General features: G+C 69.4%; 19 protein-coding genes. 11 read left to right on the forward strand and 8 right to left on the reverse strand.

What is annotated here, in order from left to right; all coding sequences use genetic code 11:
• Positions 1-80: 80 nt before the first annotated feature.
• From AC3ANP_RS04860 to AC3ANP_RS04895, 8 genes are all read left to right on the forward strand, one after another.
• Positions 81-812 carry a PIG-L deacetylase family protein gene (locus AC3ANP_RS04860; protein WP_488332213.1) on the forward strand — a complete coding sequence of 244 codons (732 nt, stop codon included), beginning with the start codon at positions 81-83 and terminating at the stop codon, positions 810-812.
• On the forward strand, positions 809-1516 hold the full coding sequence (locus tag AC3ANP_RS04865; protein ID WP_488332214.1) for a 4-carboxy-4-hydroxy-2-oxoadipate aldolase/oxaloacetate decarboxylase: 708 nt from the start codon (positions 809-811) through the stop codon (positions 1514-1516). Before AC3ANP_RS04860 ends, AC3ANP_RS04865 begins: the two co-directional genes overlap by 4 nt.
• Entirely contained in the window at positions 1506-2585 is a 1080-nt protein-coding gene (locus tag AC3ANP_RS04870) for a 4-oxalomesaconate tautomerase (protein WP_488332215.1), read from the forward strand. Before AC3ANP_RS04865 ends, AC3ANP_RS04870 begins: the two co-directional genes overlap by 11 nt.
• Before the next feature lie 26 nt (positions 2586-2611).
• A complete protein-coding gene (locus AC3ANP_RS04875) occupies positions 2612-3700 on the forward strand; it encodes a VOC family protein (protein ID WP_488332216.1) in 1089 nt (362 codons plus the stop codon).
• Positions 3697-5190 (forward strand): aldehyde dehydrogenase family protein, encoded by a 1494-nt coding sequence (locus AC3ANP_RS04880; RefSeq protein WP_488332217.1) that lies wholly within the window; start codon positions 3697-3699, stop codon positions 5188-5190. Before AC3ANP_RS04875 ends, AC3ANP_RS04880 begins: the two co-directional genes overlap by 4 nt.
• Positions 5191-5301: 111 nt before the next feature.
• The gene (locus AC3ANP_RS04885) at positions 5302-6198 is read left to right on the forward strand and encodes a methylenetetrahydrofolate reductase (RefSeq protein ID WP_488332218.1); all 897 of its coding nucleotides are present in this window, start codon (positions 5302-5304) and stop codon (positions 6196-6198) included.
• Positions 6199-6247: 49 nt separating this feature from the next.
• Complete coding sequence (gene ligM, locus AC3ANP_RS04890; protein ID WP_488332219.1) at positions 6248-7660, forward strand: vanillate/3-O-methylgallate O-demethylase; 1413 nt, start codon at positions 6248-6250, stop codon at positions 7658-7660.
• Between the two features lie 70 nt (positions 7661-7730).
• A complete protein-coding gene (locus tag AC3ANP_RS04895) occupies positions 7731-8351 on the forward strand; it encodes a PadR family transcriptional regulator (RefSeq protein ID WP_488332220.1) in 621 nt (206 codons plus the stop codon).
• A 63-nt stretch (positions 8352-8414) separates the two neighbouring features.
• Here AC3ANP_RS04895 and AC3ANP_RS04900 read toward each other — a convergent pair whose 3' ends face one another.
• The 7 genes from AC3ANP_RS04900 to AC3ANP_RS04930 all read right to left on the reverse strand — a co-directional run bounded on the left by AC3ANP_RS04900 (position 8415) and on the right by AC3ANP_RS04930 (position 14699).
• Entirely contained in the window at positions 8415-9671 is a 1257-nt protein-coding gene (locus AC3ANP_RS04900) for an ABC transporter substrate-binding protein (protein ID WP_488332221.1), read from the reverse strand.
• Positions 9668-10771, reverse strand: a complete 1104-nt coding sequence (locus tag AC3ANP_RS04905; protein WP_488332222.1) for a branched-chain amino acid ABC transporter permease — start codon at positions 10769-10771, stop codon at positions 9668-9670. Before AC3ANP_RS04905 ends, AC3ANP_RS04900 begins: the two co-directional genes overlap by 4 nt.
• Positions 10771-11652, reverse strand: coding sequence for a branched-chain amino acid ABC transporter permease (locus AC3ANP_RS04910; RefSeq protein ID WP_488332223.1), 882 nt, complete (start codon positions 11650-11652; stop codon positions 10771-10773). The genes AC3ANP_RS04905 and AC3ANP_RS04910 overlap by 1 nt, the downstream gene beginning before the upstream one ends.
• A gap of 5 nt (positions 11653-11657) precedes the next feature.
• A complete protein-coding gene (locus tag AC3ANP_RS04915) occupies positions 11658-12368 on the reverse strand; it encodes an ABC transporter ATP-binding protein (RefSeq protein WP_488332224.1) in 711 nt (236 codons plus the stop codon).
• Positions 12355-13110 carry an ABC transporter ATP-binding protein gene (locus tag AC3ANP_RS04920; protein WP_488332225.1) on the reverse strand — a complete coding sequence of 252 codons (756 nt, stop codon included), beginning with the start codon at positions 13108-13110 and terminating at the stop codon, positions 12355-12357. The genes AC3ANP_RS04915 and AC3ANP_RS04920 overlap by 14 nt, the downstream gene beginning before the upstream one ends.
• Before the next feature lie 152 nt (positions 13111-13262).
• Complete coding sequence (locus tag AC3ANP_RS04925; protein WP_488332226.1) at positions 13263-13550, reverse strand: MoaD/ThiS family protein; 288 nt, start codon at positions 13548-13550, stop codon at positions 13263-13265.
• Positions 13551-13559: 9 nt separating this feature from the next.
• Positions 13560-14699 (reverse strand): WD40/YVTN/BNR-like repeat-containing protein, encoded by a 1140-nt coding sequence (locus tag AC3ANP_RS04930; protein WP_488332227.1) that lies wholly within the window; start codon positions 14697-14699, stop codon positions 13560-13562.
• Between the two features lie 317 nt (positions 14700-15016).
• Here AC3ANP_RS04930 and AC3ANP_RS04935 point away from each other — a divergent pair, with 317 nt between their 5' ends.
• From AC3ANP_RS04935 to AC3ANP_RS04945, 3 genes are all read left to right on the forward strand, one after another.
• The gene (locus AC3ANP_RS04935) at positions 15017-15394 is read left to right on the forward strand and encodes a metal-sensitive transcriptional regulator (RefSeq protein WP_488332228.1); all 378 of its coding nucleotides are present in this window, start codon (positions 15017-15019) and stop codon (positions 15392-15394) included.
• A 66-nt stretch (positions 15395-15460) separates the two neighbouring features.
• The gene (locus AC3ANP_RS04940) at positions 15461-15691 is read left to right on the forward strand and encodes a heavy-metal-associated domain-containing protein (RefSeq protein ID WP_488332229.1); all 231 of its coding nucleotides are present in this window, start codon (positions 15461-15463) and stop codon (positions 15689-15691) included.
• Between the two features lie 96 nt (positions 15692-15787).
• The gene (locus AC3ANP_RS04945) at positions 15788-17986 is read left to right on the forward strand and encodes a heavy metal translocating P-type ATPase (protein WP_488332976.1); all 2199 of its coding nucleotides are present in this window, start codon (positions 15788-15790) and stop codon (positions 17984-17986) included.
• A 42-nt stretch (positions 17987-18028) separates the two neighbouring features.
• Here AC3ANP_RS04945 and AC3ANP_RS04950 read toward each other — a convergent pair whose 3' ends face one another.
• On the reverse strand, positions 18029-19000 hold the full coding sequence (locus AC3ANP_RS04950; RefSeq protein ID WP_488332977.1) for an EamA family transporter: 972 nt from the start codon (positions 18998-19000) through the stop codon (positions 18029-18031).
• Positions 19001-19045: the final 45 nt, after the last annotated feature.

Genomic DNA, 19045 nt, shown 5'->3' on the forward strand with positions numbered 1-19045 from the left:
CCGCGCCGGGGACCGGGCAGGCAGCAGCAACCGGCCGGGCGCGCCAACGGCCCGGGCTGTGATCCGGAAAGGACCTGAACATGGGCAACGCGGGCACCCTCCTGGTGGTCAGCGCCCACGCCGGCGATTTTGTCTGGCGCGCGGGCGGGGCCATCGCCTCGGCCACCTCCCGCGGCGACCGCGCCGTCGTCGTCTGTCTCTCCTATGGTGAGCGCGGCGAGTCCGCCAGCCAGTGGCTGGCCGGCAAGTCCCTGGCGGAGATCAAAGCCCTCCGCCGCGCCGAAGCCGAAGCCGCCGCCGCAGCGCTCGGCGCGGACGTGGAGTTCCTCGACGCCGGCGACTATCCGCTGCTGCCCAGCCGGGAGCTCCTTGATGAGCTGGTCCGGATCTACCGGCGGGTCCAGCCGAGCGTTGTTCTCACGCATCCGCTGCTCGACCCGTACAACGGCGACCATCCGGTGGCTGCGAAGCTGGCCCTCGAGGCACGGATCCTGGCCCAGGCGATCGGTTACGACGCCCCGGGCGAGGTGCTCGGGGCGCCGCCGGTGTTCTTCTTCGAGCCGCACCAGCCTGAGCAGTGCGACTTCAAGCCCAACCTGTTGCTCGACATCACCGCCGCCTTTCCCGCCAAGGAACGGGCGATGAAATGCCTGGCCGCCCAGCAGCACATGTGGGACTACTACACGTCCCTGGCGGTGCGGCGCGGCGTCCAGGTCAAACGCAATGCCGGCCCCAACCTCGGCCTGCCGGTGGACACCAAGGGCGAGGCGTACATGCGGTACTACCCACAGGTCACCGAGGTCCTGGAGTGAAGGCCGTCGTGGTCACCGACATTGAGCGGGCGGAAGCCGCCACCATCGGCGCACTCGGGGCGCACGGGGTGGCCACTGTGCACGAGGCGATGGGCCGCAGCGGCCTGGCCGGCGCCGCGCTGCGGCCCCGCCAGCAGGGCATCCGGATTGCCGGGTCGGCCGTGACGGCGCTGTGCTGGCCCGGTGACAATCTGATGATCCATGCCGCCGTGGAACAGTGCCGCGAGGGTGACGTCCTGGTGGTGACCACCACCTCGCCCTCGCTGGACGGTTCCTTCGGTGAACTGTTCGCGACCGCGCTGCAGCACCGCGGGGTCCGCGGGCTGGTCACCACCGGCGGGGTCCGGGACATCGCCGAGCTGCGGGCGATGGGCTTCCCGGTCTGGTCCGCCGCGGTCAACGCCCAGGGCACTGTCAAGGCGACGGCCGGAGCCGTGAACGTTCCGATCCTGCTGGGAGGCACCGTCGTGCGCCCGGGCGATGTGATCGTCGCCGACGACGACGGCGTGCTGTGCGTTCCGCGCCGCACCGCCGGAACGGCCCTGCAGGCCGCCGACGCACGGGCGGCCCGGGAAGAGCAGGCGCGCGCGGCCTATCGCGCCGGTGAACTGAGCCTGGACCGGAACCGGCTCCGCGGCGTCCTCGAGGAACTCGGCGTCCAGTACCTGACTGCTGCCGCATATGAGGCGGACCATGGCCGATGACGCCGGCGTCCCCTGCCTGCTGATGCGCGGGGGCACCTCCAAGGGGGCGTATTTCCTCGCCTCCGACCTGCCCGCGGACCCCGAGGACCGCGACCGGCTGCTGCTGCGGATCATGGGCACCCCGGACGCGCGGCAGATAGACGGGCTGGGCGGGGCGCACCCGTTGACCAGCAAGGTCGCCGTCATCTGGGCCTCGCCCGACGACGCGGCCGACGTCAACTACCTGTTCCTGCAGCTGGGCGTCGACGAAGCGTTCGTCAGCAGCCGGCAAAACTGTGGGAATCTGCTGGCCGGCGTGGGGCCGTTCGCACTGGAGCGCGGCCTGCTCCCCGCCGGCGGCGGGCATACCGAGGTGCGCATCCGGATGGTCAACACCGGCAGCATCGCGACCGCACGCTTCGCCACCCCGCACGGGGTGGTCGATTACGACGGCGACCTGTCGATCGACGGCGTTCCCGGCACGGCAGGGGCGATCAGGCTCAACTTCGAAGGCACCGCCGGGTCCACCACCGGGGCCCTGTTCCCGTCGGGCCACGTCCAGGACCAGGTGCTGGGCCTGGACCTGACCTGCGTCGACAACGGCATGCCGACGGTGTTGCTGCGCGCGGCCGACCTGGGCCTCAGCGGCCGGGAGTCACCGGCCGAGCTGGAGGCGGACGAGGCACTGGGAGCCCGGCTCGCCGAACTGCGCCTGGCAGCTGCCGCGTTGATGGGCATGGGCGACGTCAGCGGTGCCACCGTGCCGAAACTGGTTCTGCTCTCGCCGCCCCGGGCCGGCGGCACCGTGGGCACGCGCAGCTTCCTGCCGGTGCGGGTGCACACCTCAATCGGCGTGTTGGGGGCGCTCACGGTGGCTGCCGGCGTGCTCGCCGAGGGCACGGTGGGCCATGATCTTGCCGCTTTGCCGGGCCCCGGTGACCCGTTCCGGGTCGAACACCCCACCGGCCATTTCGACGTCGAGGTCGGCCTTGAGCACTCGGCGGCCGGTCTTGCCGTCACTTCCTCGGCTGCCCTGCGCACGGCACGGAAAATTTTCGATGGCCGCGTCTTTCCCCGGCCCCGCCTCTGACCCCTTCCGCATGAGAGGACCACGCCATGACCGACTACACCTCGTTCGACGTCGCGCACCTGGGGTACGTGGAGTTGCTGACTCCCGCCTTCGAGGAGAGTCTGTGGTTCTTCCGCGACCTGCTGGCCATGCGCGTGGTCGGCGAGTCCGGCACCCCCGGGGCGAGATCCGTGCATCTGCGGACCTGGGACGAGTACCAGCGTTTCACGCTCAAAGTCACGGAGTCGGACGACGCCGGCGTCGGACGGACCACCTTCCGGGCCACGAGCCAGGCCGCGCTTGACCGCCGGGTGGCGGCCATCGAGGCGACCGGACTCGGCGGCGGCTGGGCGGACGGCGAACCGGGGACCGGCCCGACCTTCACCTTCCGGGACCCCGACGGGCACGATCTGGGCATCTACTACGAGACCGAGCGGTACGTCGCCACCGACGACAAGCCCGCCTTGAAAAACCAGGCCTCGGCGTTTCCCGGCCGCGGCGTCAACGCCCGGCGGCTGGACCACATCAACTTCCTCGCCAAGGACGTCGTCGCCAACGGCACGTTTGTGGCGACGGCGCTGGCGGCGCGGGAAAGCGAACGGATCAGGCTCGACGACGGCGGTTACGCCGCCTGGTGGTTCCACTTCAACAACAAGTCCTACGACATCGTTTACTCGGACGACTGGCTGAAGCACGGCAACCGGCTGCACCACGTCGCCTTCGCCACCGACACCCGGGAGGACATCCTCAAGGCGGCCGACATCTTCCTCGAGAACGGCATCCACATCGAATCGGGCCCGCACAAGCACGCCATCAACCAGACCTTCTTCCTGTACGTCTGGGAGCCCGGCGGCAACCGGATCGAATTCGCCAATGCCGGCGCTCGGCTGCTGCTGGACCCCGACGCCCCGGTGGTGGAATGGAGCCAGGAGGAACGCAAAAAAGGCCAGGCCTGGGGCATGAAGACGATCGAAACGTTCCACACCCACGGCACCCCCAGCGTCCCGGACGGCGTTCCCGGCTCCTCCGCCGGCACGCCGCCAGCCGGGACAGCATCGTCCAGCCCGGCAGCAACCAGCCCAGCAGCCTCCAGACCAGAATCATCCAACCCAGCACAGAGAGGTGCGCAGCCATGACCAGCACCACGGACACTGCCGCGCCGGTGACCACCGGCCTGTACATCGGGGGGAACGAGCGCCGGCCCGGCTCGACCCTCGACATCGCCGACCCGGGCAAACCCGGGGTCATCGTCGGCCAGGCCGCCGCCGCCGACGCTACCGACGTCGAGGACGCCATTGCGGCGGCGAAGGCGGCGTATCCGGGATGGTCCGGCCTTAGCGCGCAGCAGCGTGCCGACCAGATGCGCGCCGCGCTTGCCGGGATCGCGGACTTCCGCGACGAGGATGCCGCGATCCTGTCCCAGGAAAACGGAAAGATCCGCCAGGAAGCCTGGGTCGACTCGCTGGTGTTCGAGATCCGCTGGAACCTCGCGCTTGCCCTCGCCGACGAGGTGGAGAGCACCAAGGTACTCCCGCCGGCACCGGGAATCCCGGTGTCCACCACGGTTTCGTTCCAGCCCTTGGGCGTAGTGACCGTGATCGTGCCGTTCAACTGGCCGATCGCGATCCTCGCGGCGTCGCTGCCGCATGCGCTCCTGGCCGGCAACACCGCAATTGTGAAGCCTCCGCCCACGGCCCCGCTCGCGACCACCCGGGTGGTCCAGCGGATCGCGGAGCAGCTGCCGCCCGGCGTGCTGAATGTGGTCACCGGCAGGGACGCCGACATGGCCGCGCTGATCACCAGCCCGGACATCGCCAAGGTCTGCTTCACCGGCAGCGTCGGCGGCGGCAAACGCATCATGGAGATGGCAGCGGCGTCGCTGACCCGGGTGACGCTGGAACTGGGCGGCAACGACGCCGCCGTCGTCCTCGAGGACGCCATCCTGGACGACGTGCACCTGGACCGGCTTTACGCGGCGGTGTTCGATACCACGGGGCAGATCTGCATGAATGCCAAGCGCATCTACGTCCACCGCTCGCGGCTGGAGGAGCTAGCGGCCGGGCTGGCCAGCCGGCTGGAGCAGGCCGTGATCGGCTACGGGCTGGATGCAGGAACCACCATGGGCCCGCTGCACTCGCCGGCCCAGAAGGCCTTCGTTGCCGGCCTCATCGAGGAGGCGAAGGCGGCCGGTGCCGAGGTCAGGGAGTTCGGCGCCCTCCCCGCCGACCCGGCCCTGCAGGGCGGGAACTTCCTGCGCCCGGCGCTGGTCATCGACCCGGACCCCGCACTGCGGGTGGTCAGCCAGGAACAGTTCGGCCCGGTCATTCCGCTGCTGCCGTTCGACACGGAGGATGAGGCGGTCCGGGCGGCCAACGAGGGCTGGGCCGGCTTGTGCGGTTCGGTCTGGACGGCCGACGCCGCCGCGGCGGACCGGGTGGGCGGCAGACTGGTCTGCGGCTACGTCTGGGTCAACGACCACGGCGCGACACGGCTCGACCTGCGCGCCCCGTTCGGCGGCATGAAGCAATCCGGCATGGGCCGGGAGCAAGGAATTGAGGGCGTCCGGGCGTTCCAGGACACCCGCGCGATCGCGCACCTGGAAGCGGCCGGCGAAGCGGGCGGCTGAGCGGGGTATCCGGCCGGTCCGCAGTCCACCGTGGATACCTATGGACAGTCCCTATCCAGATAGGTAAAATTCTGGGCAGGCGCACCGTGGCACCTGCCGAAAGGACTCCCGATGGCGACTCGAAGCACGCCCGCGACCAACCGGGCAGCATCGCTGGAACTCATCCGTGGCTTTTCCCTTGAGATGACCGGCAAGGACATTCCCGCGCTGGCCGAGGCGCAGCCCCATATCCCTCCGGGCACGCGGATCAACGTCACCTTCCTCGGCAACGAGGACCTGGAGATGCGGGTGGCGGCCGCCAAAGCCGTGCGGGATTCCGGGTTCGTTCCGGTTCCGCACCTTTCCGCCCGCCGCCTGCAGTCCCGGCAGCAGCTTGAGGAGTTCCTCGACCGCCTGCAGCAGGTCGGCGCCTCGGAGCACATCTTTGCGGTCGGCGGCGACCCCGCCATGCCGGAAGGACCGTACGAGGATTCCCTCTCGGTGATCCGCAGCGGCCTCCTGCAGCAGTTCGGAGTGCGCGAAGTCGGCATCGGCGGCTACCCGGAGGGGCACCCGGACATCCCGAAGGACGTGCTGTCCCGTGCCTTGGCGGACAAGACCGCCGCCCTCGCCGAGCAGGACCTGGACGCCGTCATCCTGACGCAGTTCGCGTTCGACACCGACCCCGTGGCGGACTGGATCGACGCGATCCGGGCCGCCGGAATCAACGCTCCGGTCCGCGTCGGGACGCCCGGACCCGCCGGCATCAAACGCCTGCTCGGCTTCGCCCGCCGGTTCGGCGTCGGCGCCAGCGCCATGATCGTGAAAAAGTACGGCTTCTCGCTCACCAACCTGATGGGCGACGCCGGTCCGGACCGGTTCGTCAACGACCTTGCCGCCGTGCTGGCACAGCACACTGCCGGCCGGCAGCCGCACACCGGCGGCCGCGTCGGGCTGCACTTTTACACCTTCGGCGGTTTGCTCGCGACCGCGGACTGGGTCCGGCAGTTCGTCGCCGACCAGGGCTGAACAACACATCCAAACCGGAAACATCCCATCCCGAACGAGAGGTTTCATCGTGGCACCTAAGAATCTGCAGGAAGTCCTCGACGCGTCCCGCGGCACAGTCGATCTGCTGCGCAATTCGCAGATCGGCTCGTACATCTACCCGGTGGTCCCGGCCGACTTCCAGAACTGGATCAAGGAACAGACCGCCTGGCGCCAGAGCGCTGTCCTCTACGACCAGTCCCACCATATGGACAACCTGTTCATGAAAGGCCCGGACGCGATCAAGCTGATTTCCTCGACGGCGATCAACTCCACCGAAGTGTTCCCCGTCAACAAGGCCAAGCAGTACGTGCCGACCACGGAGTCCGGGCACGTCATCGGTGACGGCATCCTGTTCCGCGAAGCGGAGGACGAGTACGTCTATGTCGGGCGTTCCCCGGCCGCCAACTGGCTGCAGTACCACGGCGAGACCGGCGGCTACCGCAACCTGGACATCACCGTCGACCGCCGTTCACCCTCGCGCCCCTACGGCCACCCGGTGACCCGGCAGTACTACCGTTTCCAGATCCAGGGCCCGAACGCCTGGCAGGTGATCGAAAAGCTCAACGGCGGCCCGCTGGAGCAGCTGAAGTTTTTCAACATGTCCACCATGACCATCGACGGCACCACGGTCCGCACCCTGCGCCACGGGATGGCCGGTGCGCCCGGGCTGGAGGTCTGGGGTCCCTACGCCGACCATGACCGCATCCGCGATGCGATCGTCGCGGCCGGCGCGGAGTTCGGACTCGTCCCGGTCGGGTCCCGCGCCTATCCGTCAAACACCCTTGAATCAGGTTGGATCCCCTCCCCGCTGCCCGCGATTTACACCGGCCAGGCCGAGCGCGGTTACCGGGAATGGCTTCCCGCAGACGGCTACGAGGCCACCGCCACCCTGGCCGGATCCTTCGTGTCCGAGAACATCGAGGACTACTACCTGACGCCCTGGGAGCTCGGCTACGGTTCGTTCGTGAAGTTCGACCATGACTTCATCGGCCGCGACGCCCTGGAACGGATGGACAAGGAGTCCCAGCGCAAGAAGGTCACCCTGGCCTGGGACGCCGAGGACGTCACCGCAATCTACGCGTCGCTGTTCAACGTTGACGGCCCGAGCTATAAGTTCTTCGACCTTCCGCTGGCCAACTACGGCTCGGCCAACTATGACTCCGTGGTCGACGCCGACGGAACGGTCGTTGGCTACTCGATGTTCACCGGGTACAGCGCCAACGAGCGCCGGGCCCTGTCGCTGGCCACGATCGACCCGCGCGTCCCGGAGGGCACGGAACTGAAGGTGGTGTGGGGCGAGCCAAACGGCGGTACCGCCAAGGCCGCCGTCGAACCGCACGTGCAGACCGAGGTGCGCGCGGTGGTCAGTCCGGTGCCCTACTCCACCGTCGCCCGGGCAAGTTACCACGGCGGGTGGCGGACAAACTACCAGCCCGCCTAGGCTGGGAACTCCGGGTCAAGGGGCGGTGCACCGCCCCCTTGAGCCTCCCCTCCGCCCAAAGGATCTCCGCATGAGCCTCCGCTACGCACTGCTTGCGTTGCTGCGCGTCGGCCCGCTCTCCGGCTACGACCTGCAAAAGCAGTTCTCGGCCTCGGTGGGGCACGTGTGGCACGCCCCTGACTCCCAGATCTACCCCGAACTGCGCAAAATGGAGGCCGAGCACCTCATCGAAGGCGAAGAGCAGCCCCGGGGCCAGCGCGCCACCCGGAGGCTCTACCACGTCACGGACGCCGGGGAGGCGGACTTCCTGGCCTGGATGCAGACCCCGCTCGAGTATGCCCGCGTCCGCGACCCCGCCCATCTGCGCGCCGCGTACCTCGAAGCGGCGTCGCCGCAGGCCGCCCGCGAGTTCTTCCGTCGGCACGGCGCCCAGTGGGAGGCCGAACGCGCCCAGTGGGAATCCGAGCTGCTGCGCATCGCAGAGATCGCGAACCCCATGCTGGTGCGGCGCCTGGCCGTCACCTCCCCGGCGGACCGGGAACGAACCATCGCGTTCAAGCGCTTCACCTACGAGGGGCTGGTGGACCGTGCCCGCGTGGAGATCGCGTGGGCGCAGCGCGGGCTCGCGCTGATCGACGAGCTGGAGGCTTCCGGGGGCGTGTGGTCTCCGGCCAACGCCGCGAACGCCTAGCGCCCTCCGGCCACAGCGGCCGGGCGCGGCCCGGTGGGGTACCGGGCCGCGCCTGCCGCCCGGCTACCCGAAGTTCTCCACCGTCGCGTAGCCCTTGCCGTTGTACTTCTGGACGAGGACGGACGATACTGCCGGCTGCCCGTCAACCGTGGTGTCCACCGACGTTCCGGAGAGCATCAGCGGCGCCTGCAGGCCCTTGATGTTCCGCAGGGCCGTCATGAAACTGTCCCGCGTCGGCGCGTTCATGCTCTTGAACGCCTGTTCCAGCGTGGCGCCCACCATGTAGCTCCACATGCAGTGCGGGAAAGCCGGCATGTCCGGGTACTTGCCGTACTGCTTGAGGTCGGCGAGGAACTTCACCACGTCCGGGTCCTTGGCGAACGTCGGGCTCTGCGGCGCCTTGGCGAAGGACACCGAGTAGATTCCGGGATAGGCGGCGCCGCCGCCGGGCTCGAGGATCGCGGTGGGGCTGGAGGTGTTGGACGGCAGGAACCAGCTGGGCTTCCAGCCGATCTGCTGGGCCTTCTGGAGCGAGGCGATGGTCAGCGGGGTGATTGACATGGCGTTGAAGAAGACATCGGCGCCCGACGACGCCAGCTGGGTCAGCTGTGCATCCACCGACGTGTCCGTGGCCTCGTAGGTTTGTTCCCCGACGACCGAGATGTTCGACGATCCCTTGACCGCGTCCTTGAAGCCCTGGACGTAGCCCTTGCCGTAGTCATCGTTCTGGGACAGGATCGCGACCTTGTGCTGGCCCTTGGAGGCGGCCAGCAACTTGCCGAACGCGGCTCCCTCGTTCTGATAGATCGGCACGAACCCGAGCTGCCAGGGGCTTTGCTTGCGGTCACTGAACAGCGGGTCACCGGTCATCACGAGCACCTGGGGAACCTTCTGGCTGATGGCTGCTTCGCGGAACGCCCGGTTGGTGGGGGTGCCCAGGCCGGCCGTGGCGGCAAAGACGTTGTCGGAGACCATCTGCTGGAAGTTTGCCAGTGATTTCTGCGGATCGTACCCGTCGTCGTAGGTCTTGATGTTCACCGTGCGGGTCTTGCCGTCCCCGAACTTCGCTCCGCCTGCGGCGTTCAGTGCCCCGAAGTAGGCCGTCACGCCTGCTACCGTGCAGGTTCCCGGCCCGGCCGTGGCACCGCTGAGCGGGGTGGTGATCCCAAGCGTGATGGAGGAGTCCGTGATGCCGGGCGACGAACTTGATCCGCCGCCCTGGCCGGCACCGTCCCGGCTGCACCCCGAGAGGGAGAGCGCCACGATGGATGCCATCGCGACGACGCCAAGGACCCCGCCTGACTTTTTCCTGACCTTCATGATCGATCCTGCCTCTCTGATTTTTCGAGTCTCCCGGTAGCGGCTTCCGGAACCGGAGGGTGCACGGGGCCGGCCGGCGTGTGGCCGCCGGCGGCGGGGCGGCCGGTGTGCCCGCGGCCGAGCCGGCGCACCACGCGGGGCAGGCTGACCAGGCCCTCGGGCAGCACGAACAGCACCAACAGGAGGATTGCGCCCTGGCTTGCGGTGGTAAAGCTCGGGTCGATCGCGTTGGTCAGCAGCGGGACCAGGACGTAGTAGGCCCCGCCGATGAGCGAGCCCGCGATACTTCCGGCGCCGCCGATAACCATCGCCGCGAGCAGCGTGATGGAATGGCCAAAACTCAGGGTTTCCGGTGAGGTGTACTGCACGGCTGCCAGATACAGGAACCCGCTGGCGCCGCCGAAGACCGAGGCAACCGTGAACGCGAGGACCTTGGTGCGGTACGGCGAGACGCCCATGGAGGCGGCGACTGCCTCGTTCTCCCGGACCACCCCGAACGCGCGGCCGTACTTGCCGCGGACCAGGTTGCGGCCCAGCAGGAACGCCGCCGCGGTCACGAGCAGGATGAGGTAGAACTGCCACTGGTCGTTGTAGAGGCCGGACCAGTCGGGGGCGTCGGTGAAGCGGGCCGAGATGCCCTGCGAGCCGCCGGTGAACTCGTCGAGCCGTTTGGCCAGCGGCACCCCGACGATTGGCAGGGCGATGGTGACCATGGCGATCGCGAGGCCGCCGAGCCGGGCAGCAGCCAGTGCCACGAGCAGCCCGACGAGGCCGGCGATGACACAGGCCAGGACAAAGACCAGGACGATGTTCCAGCCCTGTTTGACCCCGTAGGCGGCGGCGTAGGCACCCAGGCCGACGAAGAAGATCTGTCCGAGGTTGACCTGCCCCGTGTAGCCCATGACGATGTTCAGTCCCAGCACCGCGACCGCATAGACGCCTATCCGGATCAGTGTCTGGTTGGCGAACGCCGGCAGGACGAGCGGCGCAACGACCAGCGCAAGGGCGACGACGACGAGCAGGACGATCCGTCCGGGGCTCCAACCCCGGACTCCGGCGCGCCCCGCGCTCTGGCGGGTGGCCCGCACTGGGCTGCCCATCAGACCCGCACCACAACTTTCCGGCCGAACAGCCCCTGCGGACGGAGGATGAGGATGACGAAGATCAGGGCAAACGGTACGGCGATCTTCAGATCGTGGCCGATCAGGGGGACGTAGACCGAGACGAGGTTTTCCAGGACGCCGATCGCCGAGGCTGCGACCACACACCCGACGGGACTGTCGAGGCCGCCGAGGATGACCGCGGCCAGGGCGTAGACCAGGGCCGTGTCCAGCATGCCCGGTGTCAGGGTCAGCTGCGGGGCGACGAGGACGCCGGCGATGGCGCCCAGGGCTGCGGCCAGACCCCAGCCGACCATCAGCAGCCGGCCCACCGGCAGCCCGGACAACGCCGCGGATGCCGGACTGTCGGCCACCGCGCGGAGCGCGAGTCCGAGTTTGGTGCGAAGGAACAGCAGTTGCAGCACCACCATGATGACGATGATGCTCAGCGTGGTGGCCAGCGACCGGATGCTCACCACCGCGCCGAGGATGTTGACGCTGCTGAGCGGGAACAGCGACGGGAAGCCGAGGTTGTTGTAGCTCCAGACGATGGCGCAGACGCCGGTGACCAGGGTCAGGAGCCCGATGGTCACCACGACGGCGGTGTCCGGGTCCCCGCGTTCGAAGCGGCGGACCAGGAACCGTTCGACCAGCGCACCGATGACGAACGAGATGAGGACCGCGAGGATGATCCCGGCGATCAGCGGCAGTCCGAGCTGGACGAAGGCGTAGGCGACGTAGGCGGAAAGCACCGCGAGTCCGCCCTGGGCAAAGTTGATCAGGCCCGTCGCCTGGTTCACCAGCACGATGGCGAGGGCAAGGGCGGCGTAGATGGATCCGGTCGCGAGGCCGTCCACCACGAGCTGGATAAAGGTTCCCATGAGGCTCAACCCCCCAAGTAGGCGCGGCGGATCTCGTCCATGCCGTTGAGCTCGGCGGATGTTCCGGTCAGCACGCTGCGGCCGGTTTCCAGCACGGTGGCCGTGTCGACGAGCGAAAAGGCGAGTGGGGCATTCTGCTCGACGACCACCATGGCAATGCCTGACTCGCGCCGCAGCCGGCGGATCGCGTCGTATACGGACTTGGCGGTGCTCGGCGCGAGCCCCAGCGACGCTTCGTCAAGCAGCAACAGCCTGGGCTTGGCCATGAACGCCCGGCCGACGGCGAGCATCTGCTGCTCGCCGCCGGACAACGCCGCCGCCCGTGCGCCGATCCGCTCCTTGAGCTGCGGAAACAGGTCCAGGCAGTAGTCCATGTCCGCCGCGATTGCGCGGCGGCCTTTGCGCAGGTAGGCGCCCACCAGCAGGTTTTCACGGACGCTCAGTTGTCCCAGCGTGCCCCGGCCCTCCGGAACGTGGGCGATCCCGAGGGCGGCGACCTGGTCCGGGCGGAGGCCGCGGATGTCCCGGCCCTGGAAGGCAATCCGGCCGCCGGTGCGCACCGTCCCGCTGATGGCGCGCAGCGTGGTCGTCTTGCCGGCACCGTTCGCCCCGAGGATGCCGACGGAGCCGCCCTCGGGCACACTGAGCGAGACCCCGTGGATCACCCGGACGGGGCCGTAGGAAGCGGTCACGCCGGCGAGCTCAAGCAACGTCATCGGCCGCGTCCTTCCCGATGTAGGCCTCGATCACCCGCGGATCGGACTGGGCCTCGGCCGCGGTCCCCGCCATGAGTTTGCGTCCGTGGTCAAGGACGACGACCTGGTCGGTGAGGGCGGAGATGAGCCCCATGTGGTGCTCGACGATGACCACTGTGGTGTCCTGCTCGGCGCGGATGCCCCGCACCGTTTTGATGAGGTGTTCCACCTCGCCGTGCGACAGCCCCGCCGCCGGCTCATCGAGCAACAGCAGCGACGGCTGCGACAGCATGGCGCGCCACAGCTCGATCCCTTTGTGCAGTCCGTGCGAGAGCTCATTCGCGGGGACGTCGGCGGCCCAGCCCAGGCCGGCCCGGTCAAGGAGGTCGAGGGCTTCCGCGCGGATGGCCTGCTCGGCGCGGGTGGTGTTCGGCAGCCGCAGCGCCCAGGCCACGGGGCCGCCGGGGAGCCGGGTGTGGCCGCCGAGCAGGACGTTGTCCAGGACGGTGGCGTTCAGCCGCAGGGCGGGATGCTGGAAGGTGCGCGCCAGCCCGAGCCGGGCCAGGCGGGATGGTGCGCTGCCCAGCACTTCGGTGCCGTTGATCGTGATCGAGCCCGAGCTGGGCTTGTAGTGGCCGCTGATGCAGTTGAAGAGGGAGGTCTTGCCCGCACCGTTGGGTCCCACCAGGCCGAAGATGACGCCCGGGTCGACGTCGAAGCTGACCTCCTGCAGTACCTTTACCCCGCCAAAGTGCAGGCTCACGTCCTTGAGGCTCAGGCCTGCGGCCACCGGCGTACCTCCCGTCGCACCATTGCAAGGAATCACGCGGCCTCAACCCGGAGGACCGCCCGAAACCGACGCTACGGATCGCTGACGAAATTGTCAACGATTCTGGCGGCGGCCGGCCGGGGCCCTCAGCCGCCGGCGACGGACTGGATGATCAGGACTTCCTGGCCCGGCGCGACTTCGGTGCCGAGGCCCTGCAGGCGGCGGATTTCGTTGCCGCTGACGTAGATGTTCACGTAGCGGCGGACGGCGCCGGTCTCGTCCCGGAGCCGCCGGGAGAGTGCAGGCAGGTCCCCGGTCACCGCGTCCAGCAGCCACCGCACCGTCACGGGAGCCTCCGCGGGCGCGGACAGGATGGACTGTCCCCCGGCCAGCGGCGCCAGGACACTGGGCAGGACCACGCTGATTTCAGGCACCGCCAGGCCTCACGCGGACACCGTGGCGGCAGCGTCCGGCGCCCCGGACGGCTGGGTGCCGCTGACCGCTGCCGCCCGGACGCACAGGACGTCGGGCAGGTGCGAGGCGACCTCGGTGAAGTGCTCCCCCTCGTCGGCGCTGGCGTAGACGCTGCCGCCGCGGGTGCCGAAGTACACGCCGGCGGGTTCGGCCCCGTCGACGCAGGCCGCATCACGCAGCACAACGTTGAACTCGGCGCCCGGCAGCCCGGCGTCAAGCCGTTTCCAGCTCGCACCGGCGTCGTCGGTCCGGTGTACCGCGAGTTTTCCGTCCGGCGGGATCCGCTCGCCGTCGGCCTTCAGCGGGATCACCCACGCCGTCCCGGCCCGGCGCGGGTGCGTCAGCATGACGAAGCCGAAATCCGCCGGCAACCCCTCAGCGATCGATTCCCAGCTTTCGGCATCGTCGTCGCTGCGGTAGACACCGTGGTGGTTCTGGGCGTAGAGGCGGCCGTCGACGGCGGCGTCGGCGGCGATCTTGTGCACGCACTGGCCGAATTCGGGGTACGGGTCGGGATTGAAGCGGGCCGAGATGCCCTTGTTGCGCGGTTCCCAGGAGGTGCCGCCGTCGAGCGAGCGGTAGACCCCGCCGGTGCTCATCGCCACGTGCACCCGGTCGCCGTCCGGGTGCACCACGATGGAGTGGGCGGCCGCGCCGCCGTAGCCGGCACCCCATTCACTGCGGTGGGGATGGTCCCACAGGCCGCGGTTCAGCTCGAAGTGCTCCCCGCCGTCGGTCGATTTCCACACCGAGATTGGTTCGCAGCCGGCCCAGACGACGCCGGGGCGGGACTCGGCGTCGGGGTAGATCTGCCAGACGCGCTCCAGTGCCGCGTCGGCTTCCGCCGGGAACCGGATGGCGCCGTTGTCGGGCTCGGTCCAGGTTTGTCCGAGGTCGTCCGAGTGGAAAACGGTGGGACCCCAGTGTTCGGATCGGACGCCGACCAGGATCCGGGTCCGGCCGCCGCGGGTATCGATCGCGATGCTGGGAATCTCGCTCATCAGGAAGTGGGGGCCGGACAGGGACCATTCCCGCCGGTCCGGGCTGCTGGCCAACCAGAGGCCCTTTTTCGTGCCGATTGCCAGGATGTAACTCTCCGCATTAGCCATGCCCTACATGCAACCACCGCGGCCGGGCCCCCGCAATGGTTTTCCGCACACAATCAACGATTGGTCCGGCGCCCGCCCTTGCTAAAAGTAAACCAAAAGTAGTTATTCGGGGCACTGGCACAACCCCGCCCTCCCCCCGTATCGTTGTTCAGGTAGGGGAAAGTTCCCTACCCCATAGCTGCTCCGGAGTGCGTATCCCCCAATAACGCACTCCGGAGCTCTTTAATTTGCGGGCAACGTAGAAGTGCCGCGGCTGCCGGGGCACCGCTGCTGCTGCGGCTGTTGCCACATACCCCCAAGGGGTATATTGTGGGGCCATGAACGAGTCTGCACCGGCGGGCACGGCCCCCTCCCCCGAAACGCCCCACGGCCTCGCCGCCGCGGGTGAAGCGGTTCCGCAGCAGCACGGTTACGCCGGGAACAAGGATGCGTACCTCAAGCGGCTCCGGCGGATCGAAGGACAGGTCCGCGGTATTGCCCGCATGGTCGATGAGGACAAGTACTGCATCGACATCCTCACCCAGGTCGCGGCGGCTACCAAGGCCCTGCACGCGGTCAGCCTCGGACTGGTCGAAGAACACATCGGCCACTGCGTGGTCGGCGCGGCGGCGGAACCCGATCCGGAACGCCGGGCCGAAGCGATCGATGCCAAGGTCAAGGAAGCCACCGATGCCATCGGCCGCCTGCTCCGGTAGCGGCCTTCCCACCCGTCACCCCACCACGCTGGCCAGCCAGCATCACAGCGCCCCAAGGAGTCACGAATGAGCACCGTTTCCACCGTTATCGAGGTATCCGGCATGACCTGCGGACACTGCGTATCCGCCGTTTCCGAGGAACTGGAGGCCCTGGCCGGCGTCGAAAGCGTCGACGTCGACCTTAACGCCGGCGGTGTTTCCACCGTCACGATCACCTCCGCCGCAGCCCTCTCCGCCGCCGACATCGGCGAAGCGGTGGCCGAGGCCGGCTACCTGGTCGTGGCGAACGAAGCCTGAGCAGCGAGCCGAGACCGACCGAGGAGAATCCACGTGAACGACGCACAACCGGCGCAGCGCACCGGCGGCCGGGTAGTCGAACTGGACATTGAGGGGATGACCTGCGCCTCCTGCGTGGGCCGGGTGGAACGCAAGCTCGGAAAGCTCGACGGCGTGCACGCCCTCGTCAACCTCCCGCTGGAATCCGCCCGGGTCAGCGTGCCGGTGGGCATCACCGATGAGCAGATCACCGCCACCGTGAACGCCGCCGGCTATAAGGCCACGGTGCGGCCGCCGCAGGAACAGCCCCGCGCCGAGGCACCCGCCGGGAAGCCGGCGGCCGCGCTCCGGACCCGGCTGCTGGCCGCGGCCATCCTCACCGTCCCGGTGTTCCTGATGTCGATGCTCCCCGCCGCCCAGTTCCCGCACTGGGGCTGGGTCGCCGCCGTGCTGGCACTGCCGGTCGTCACGTGGGCTGCCTGGCCGTTCCACCGGGCCGCGGCGGTCAACGCCCGCCACCTGGCCTCCACCATGGACACCCTCGTCTCCATCGGCGTAAGTGCCGCCTACCTGTTCTCGGCCTGGCAACTGGTGGTGGATCCGCGGCTGACCGAGGACCCGGGCATGGAGGCCATGGGTTCCGGGGGCCTGTACTTCGAAGTCGCCGCCGTCGTCACCACTTTCCTGCTGCTGGGCCGCTACCTCGAGGCCGGGGCCAAGCAGAAGGCCGGCGACGCACTGCGGACCCTGCTGGACCTGGGCGCCAAGGACGCCACCGTGCTGCGGGACGGCCTCGAATTCAAGGTGCCGGCGGACCGGCTCCGGGCCGGGGACGTCGTCGTGGTCCGCCCCGGCGAGAAGATCGCCACCGACGGCGTCGTCACGGACGGCTCCTCCGCCGTCGACGCGTCCCTGGTGACCGGTGAATCGGTTCCCGTGGAAGTGGGCCCCGGCAGCGCGGTCACGGGGGCCACGATCAATACCTCCGGCCGGCTCCTGGTCCACGCCACCCGGGTCGGCGCCGAGACCACGCTGGCGCAGATGGGCCGGCTGGTAGCGCAGGCCCAATCCGGCAAGGCCCCAATCGCACGGCTCGCGGACCGGATCAGCGCCGTCTTCGTGCCGGTGGTACTGGGCATCGCGGTGGCCACCTTCGGCGGCTGGCTGGTGGCGTCAGGGCCGGCCATCGGCGACGCCGAGCTCCGCAGCGCCTTCACGGCCGCCGTGGCGGTCCTCGTCATCGCCTGCCCCTGTGCCCTCGGCCTGGCCACGCCGGTGGGGCTGCTGACCGGCACCGGGCGCGGTGCACAGCTGGGCATCCTGATCCGGGGGCCGCAGGTCCTCGAAGACACCCGCACCGTGGACACCATCCTGCTGGACAAGACCGGCACCGTAACCACAGGCCGGCTGGCCGTCACCGGGGTCCGGGCCTTCGCGCCCTTCACCGAGGCCGAGGTCCTCAGGCTCGCCGGTGCCGCCGAGGCGGCCTCCGAACATCCCATCGCCAGGGCCATCGCCGCGGCGGCCCAGAGCGCGGAGGAGACGGGCGGCGGCCGGCTGCCCGCGGTCGTCGGTTTCCACTCCGCTCCCGGCGGCGGTGTCCGCGGCAGCGTTGACGGCCGCGCCCTCACGGCTGGCCGCGCGGGCTGGCTGGAGGATAACGGCGTGGCCTTTTCCAGCGCGCAGCGGGCGGCGCTGACCGACGCCGAGGAGGCCGGCGCCACCGCCATCTGGCTGGCCGTGGACGGCGAGCCGGCCGGCATCATCAGCCTCCGCGATACCGTGAAGGCCGGCTCCGCCGCCGCCATTTCCCGCTTCCGGGAGCTGGGTTTGCGGCCGGTCCTGCTGACCGGGGACAACGCCGCCGTCGCCGGCCAGGTGGCCGCGGCCGTCGGCATCGACCCCGGGGACGTCTTCGCCGGCGTGCTGCCGGCGGGCAAGGTGGAAACGGTCCGGGCGCTTCAGGCCCGGGGTGCCACGGTGGCGATGGCCGGCGACGGCGTGAACGACGCCGCGGCCCTCGCCCAGGCAGACCTGGGCATTGCGATGGGCTCGGGCACGGACGTCGCCATTGAAGCCGCCGACCTGACCGTCATGGGGGACAGCCTGGGCCAGGTTGCGCAGGCAATCGAGCTGTCCCGGCGCACCCTGGCCACGATCAAGACCAACCTTTTCTGGGCCTTCTTTTACAACGCCGTCGGAATTCCGGTGGCGGCGCTGGGGCTGCTTAATCCGATGATCGCCGGGGCGGCGATGGCGGCCAGTTCGGTGCTGGTGGTGGCCAACTCACTGCGGCTGCGCAGCTTCGGCCGGTAACGCCCCCGCCGCCGGTGGGAGGGGTCAGCCGCGGGGCGGCCTCTAGGGGACCGGTTCGACGTCGTTGGCGTGGTCGAGTGCCGGGCCTAGCGGGGCGGGCCCGCGGAGTTCATCCCAGCGGACCAGCACGACGCCGCCAACGATCAGGACACCGCCCAGGAGTTGGACGGGTCCCGGCAGCTCGCCAAGGAGCAGCCAGGCCCAGATCACGGCGAACAGCACCTCGGTCAGCGAGACGAACGAGGCCACTTTGGAGCCCAGCGCCCGTGCGGCCACGATGCCCGAAACGTAGGCCAGCACGGTGGCCAGGATGACCAGGCCGCCCAGCGCCACCCACCACGGGGTAACCCAGGGCCCCAGCCGGGTGTCGGCCGTGCTGGCCGCCATCGGCAGCAGTCCCGTCGCCGCCGCCAGCCACATGACCAGCGCCCCCACCAGCAGCCCTCCCGAGGCCAGTACGAGCGGTGGCAGGGTGTCATTCTCCCTGGCCGTGATGAAAAAGTAGATCGCCAGGCAGACGGCGGCCGCAATCCCCCACAGCACGCCGACGACGTCGACCTTCACCGCGCCGGTGAGGTCCAGCACCAGCACCAGGCCTGCCAGCGAGAGCAGCGTCCCCGAAACGGTGAGCCGCCGCGGTCGACGGCGGCTGGCGGCCCAGAGCCAAAGCACGATCAACACCGGCGCGAGGTACTCCAGCAGCAGCGCCACACCGACAGAGAGCCGGGCGACCGCATTGAAGTAGAACAGCTGGCAGGCAGCGACCCCGATCACGCCGAACAACACCACGGTGAGCCAGTTGTCCCGCAGCTGGTGCCACCGGCCACGGAGCGCGGCCACCGCCGGAACGGCCAGCACGAGCGCCGCGCCGGTCAGCCGCGCAGTGACCGCCGCGCCCGGGGTCCAGCCGGTTTCCAGGAGTGCTTTGGCGAAGGAGCCGGACAGGCCGAAGACGGCGGAGGAAAACAGCGCGACCCCCAGCCCGGAGGCCAGGAATCCTGCCGCGGCTGGCATCGGCGGGGCGACTCGGGCGCGGGCGTCGGCGGCCGAAGCCCCGGC

The organism is Arthrobacter sp. JB02-1C (genome assembly GCF_057748045.1).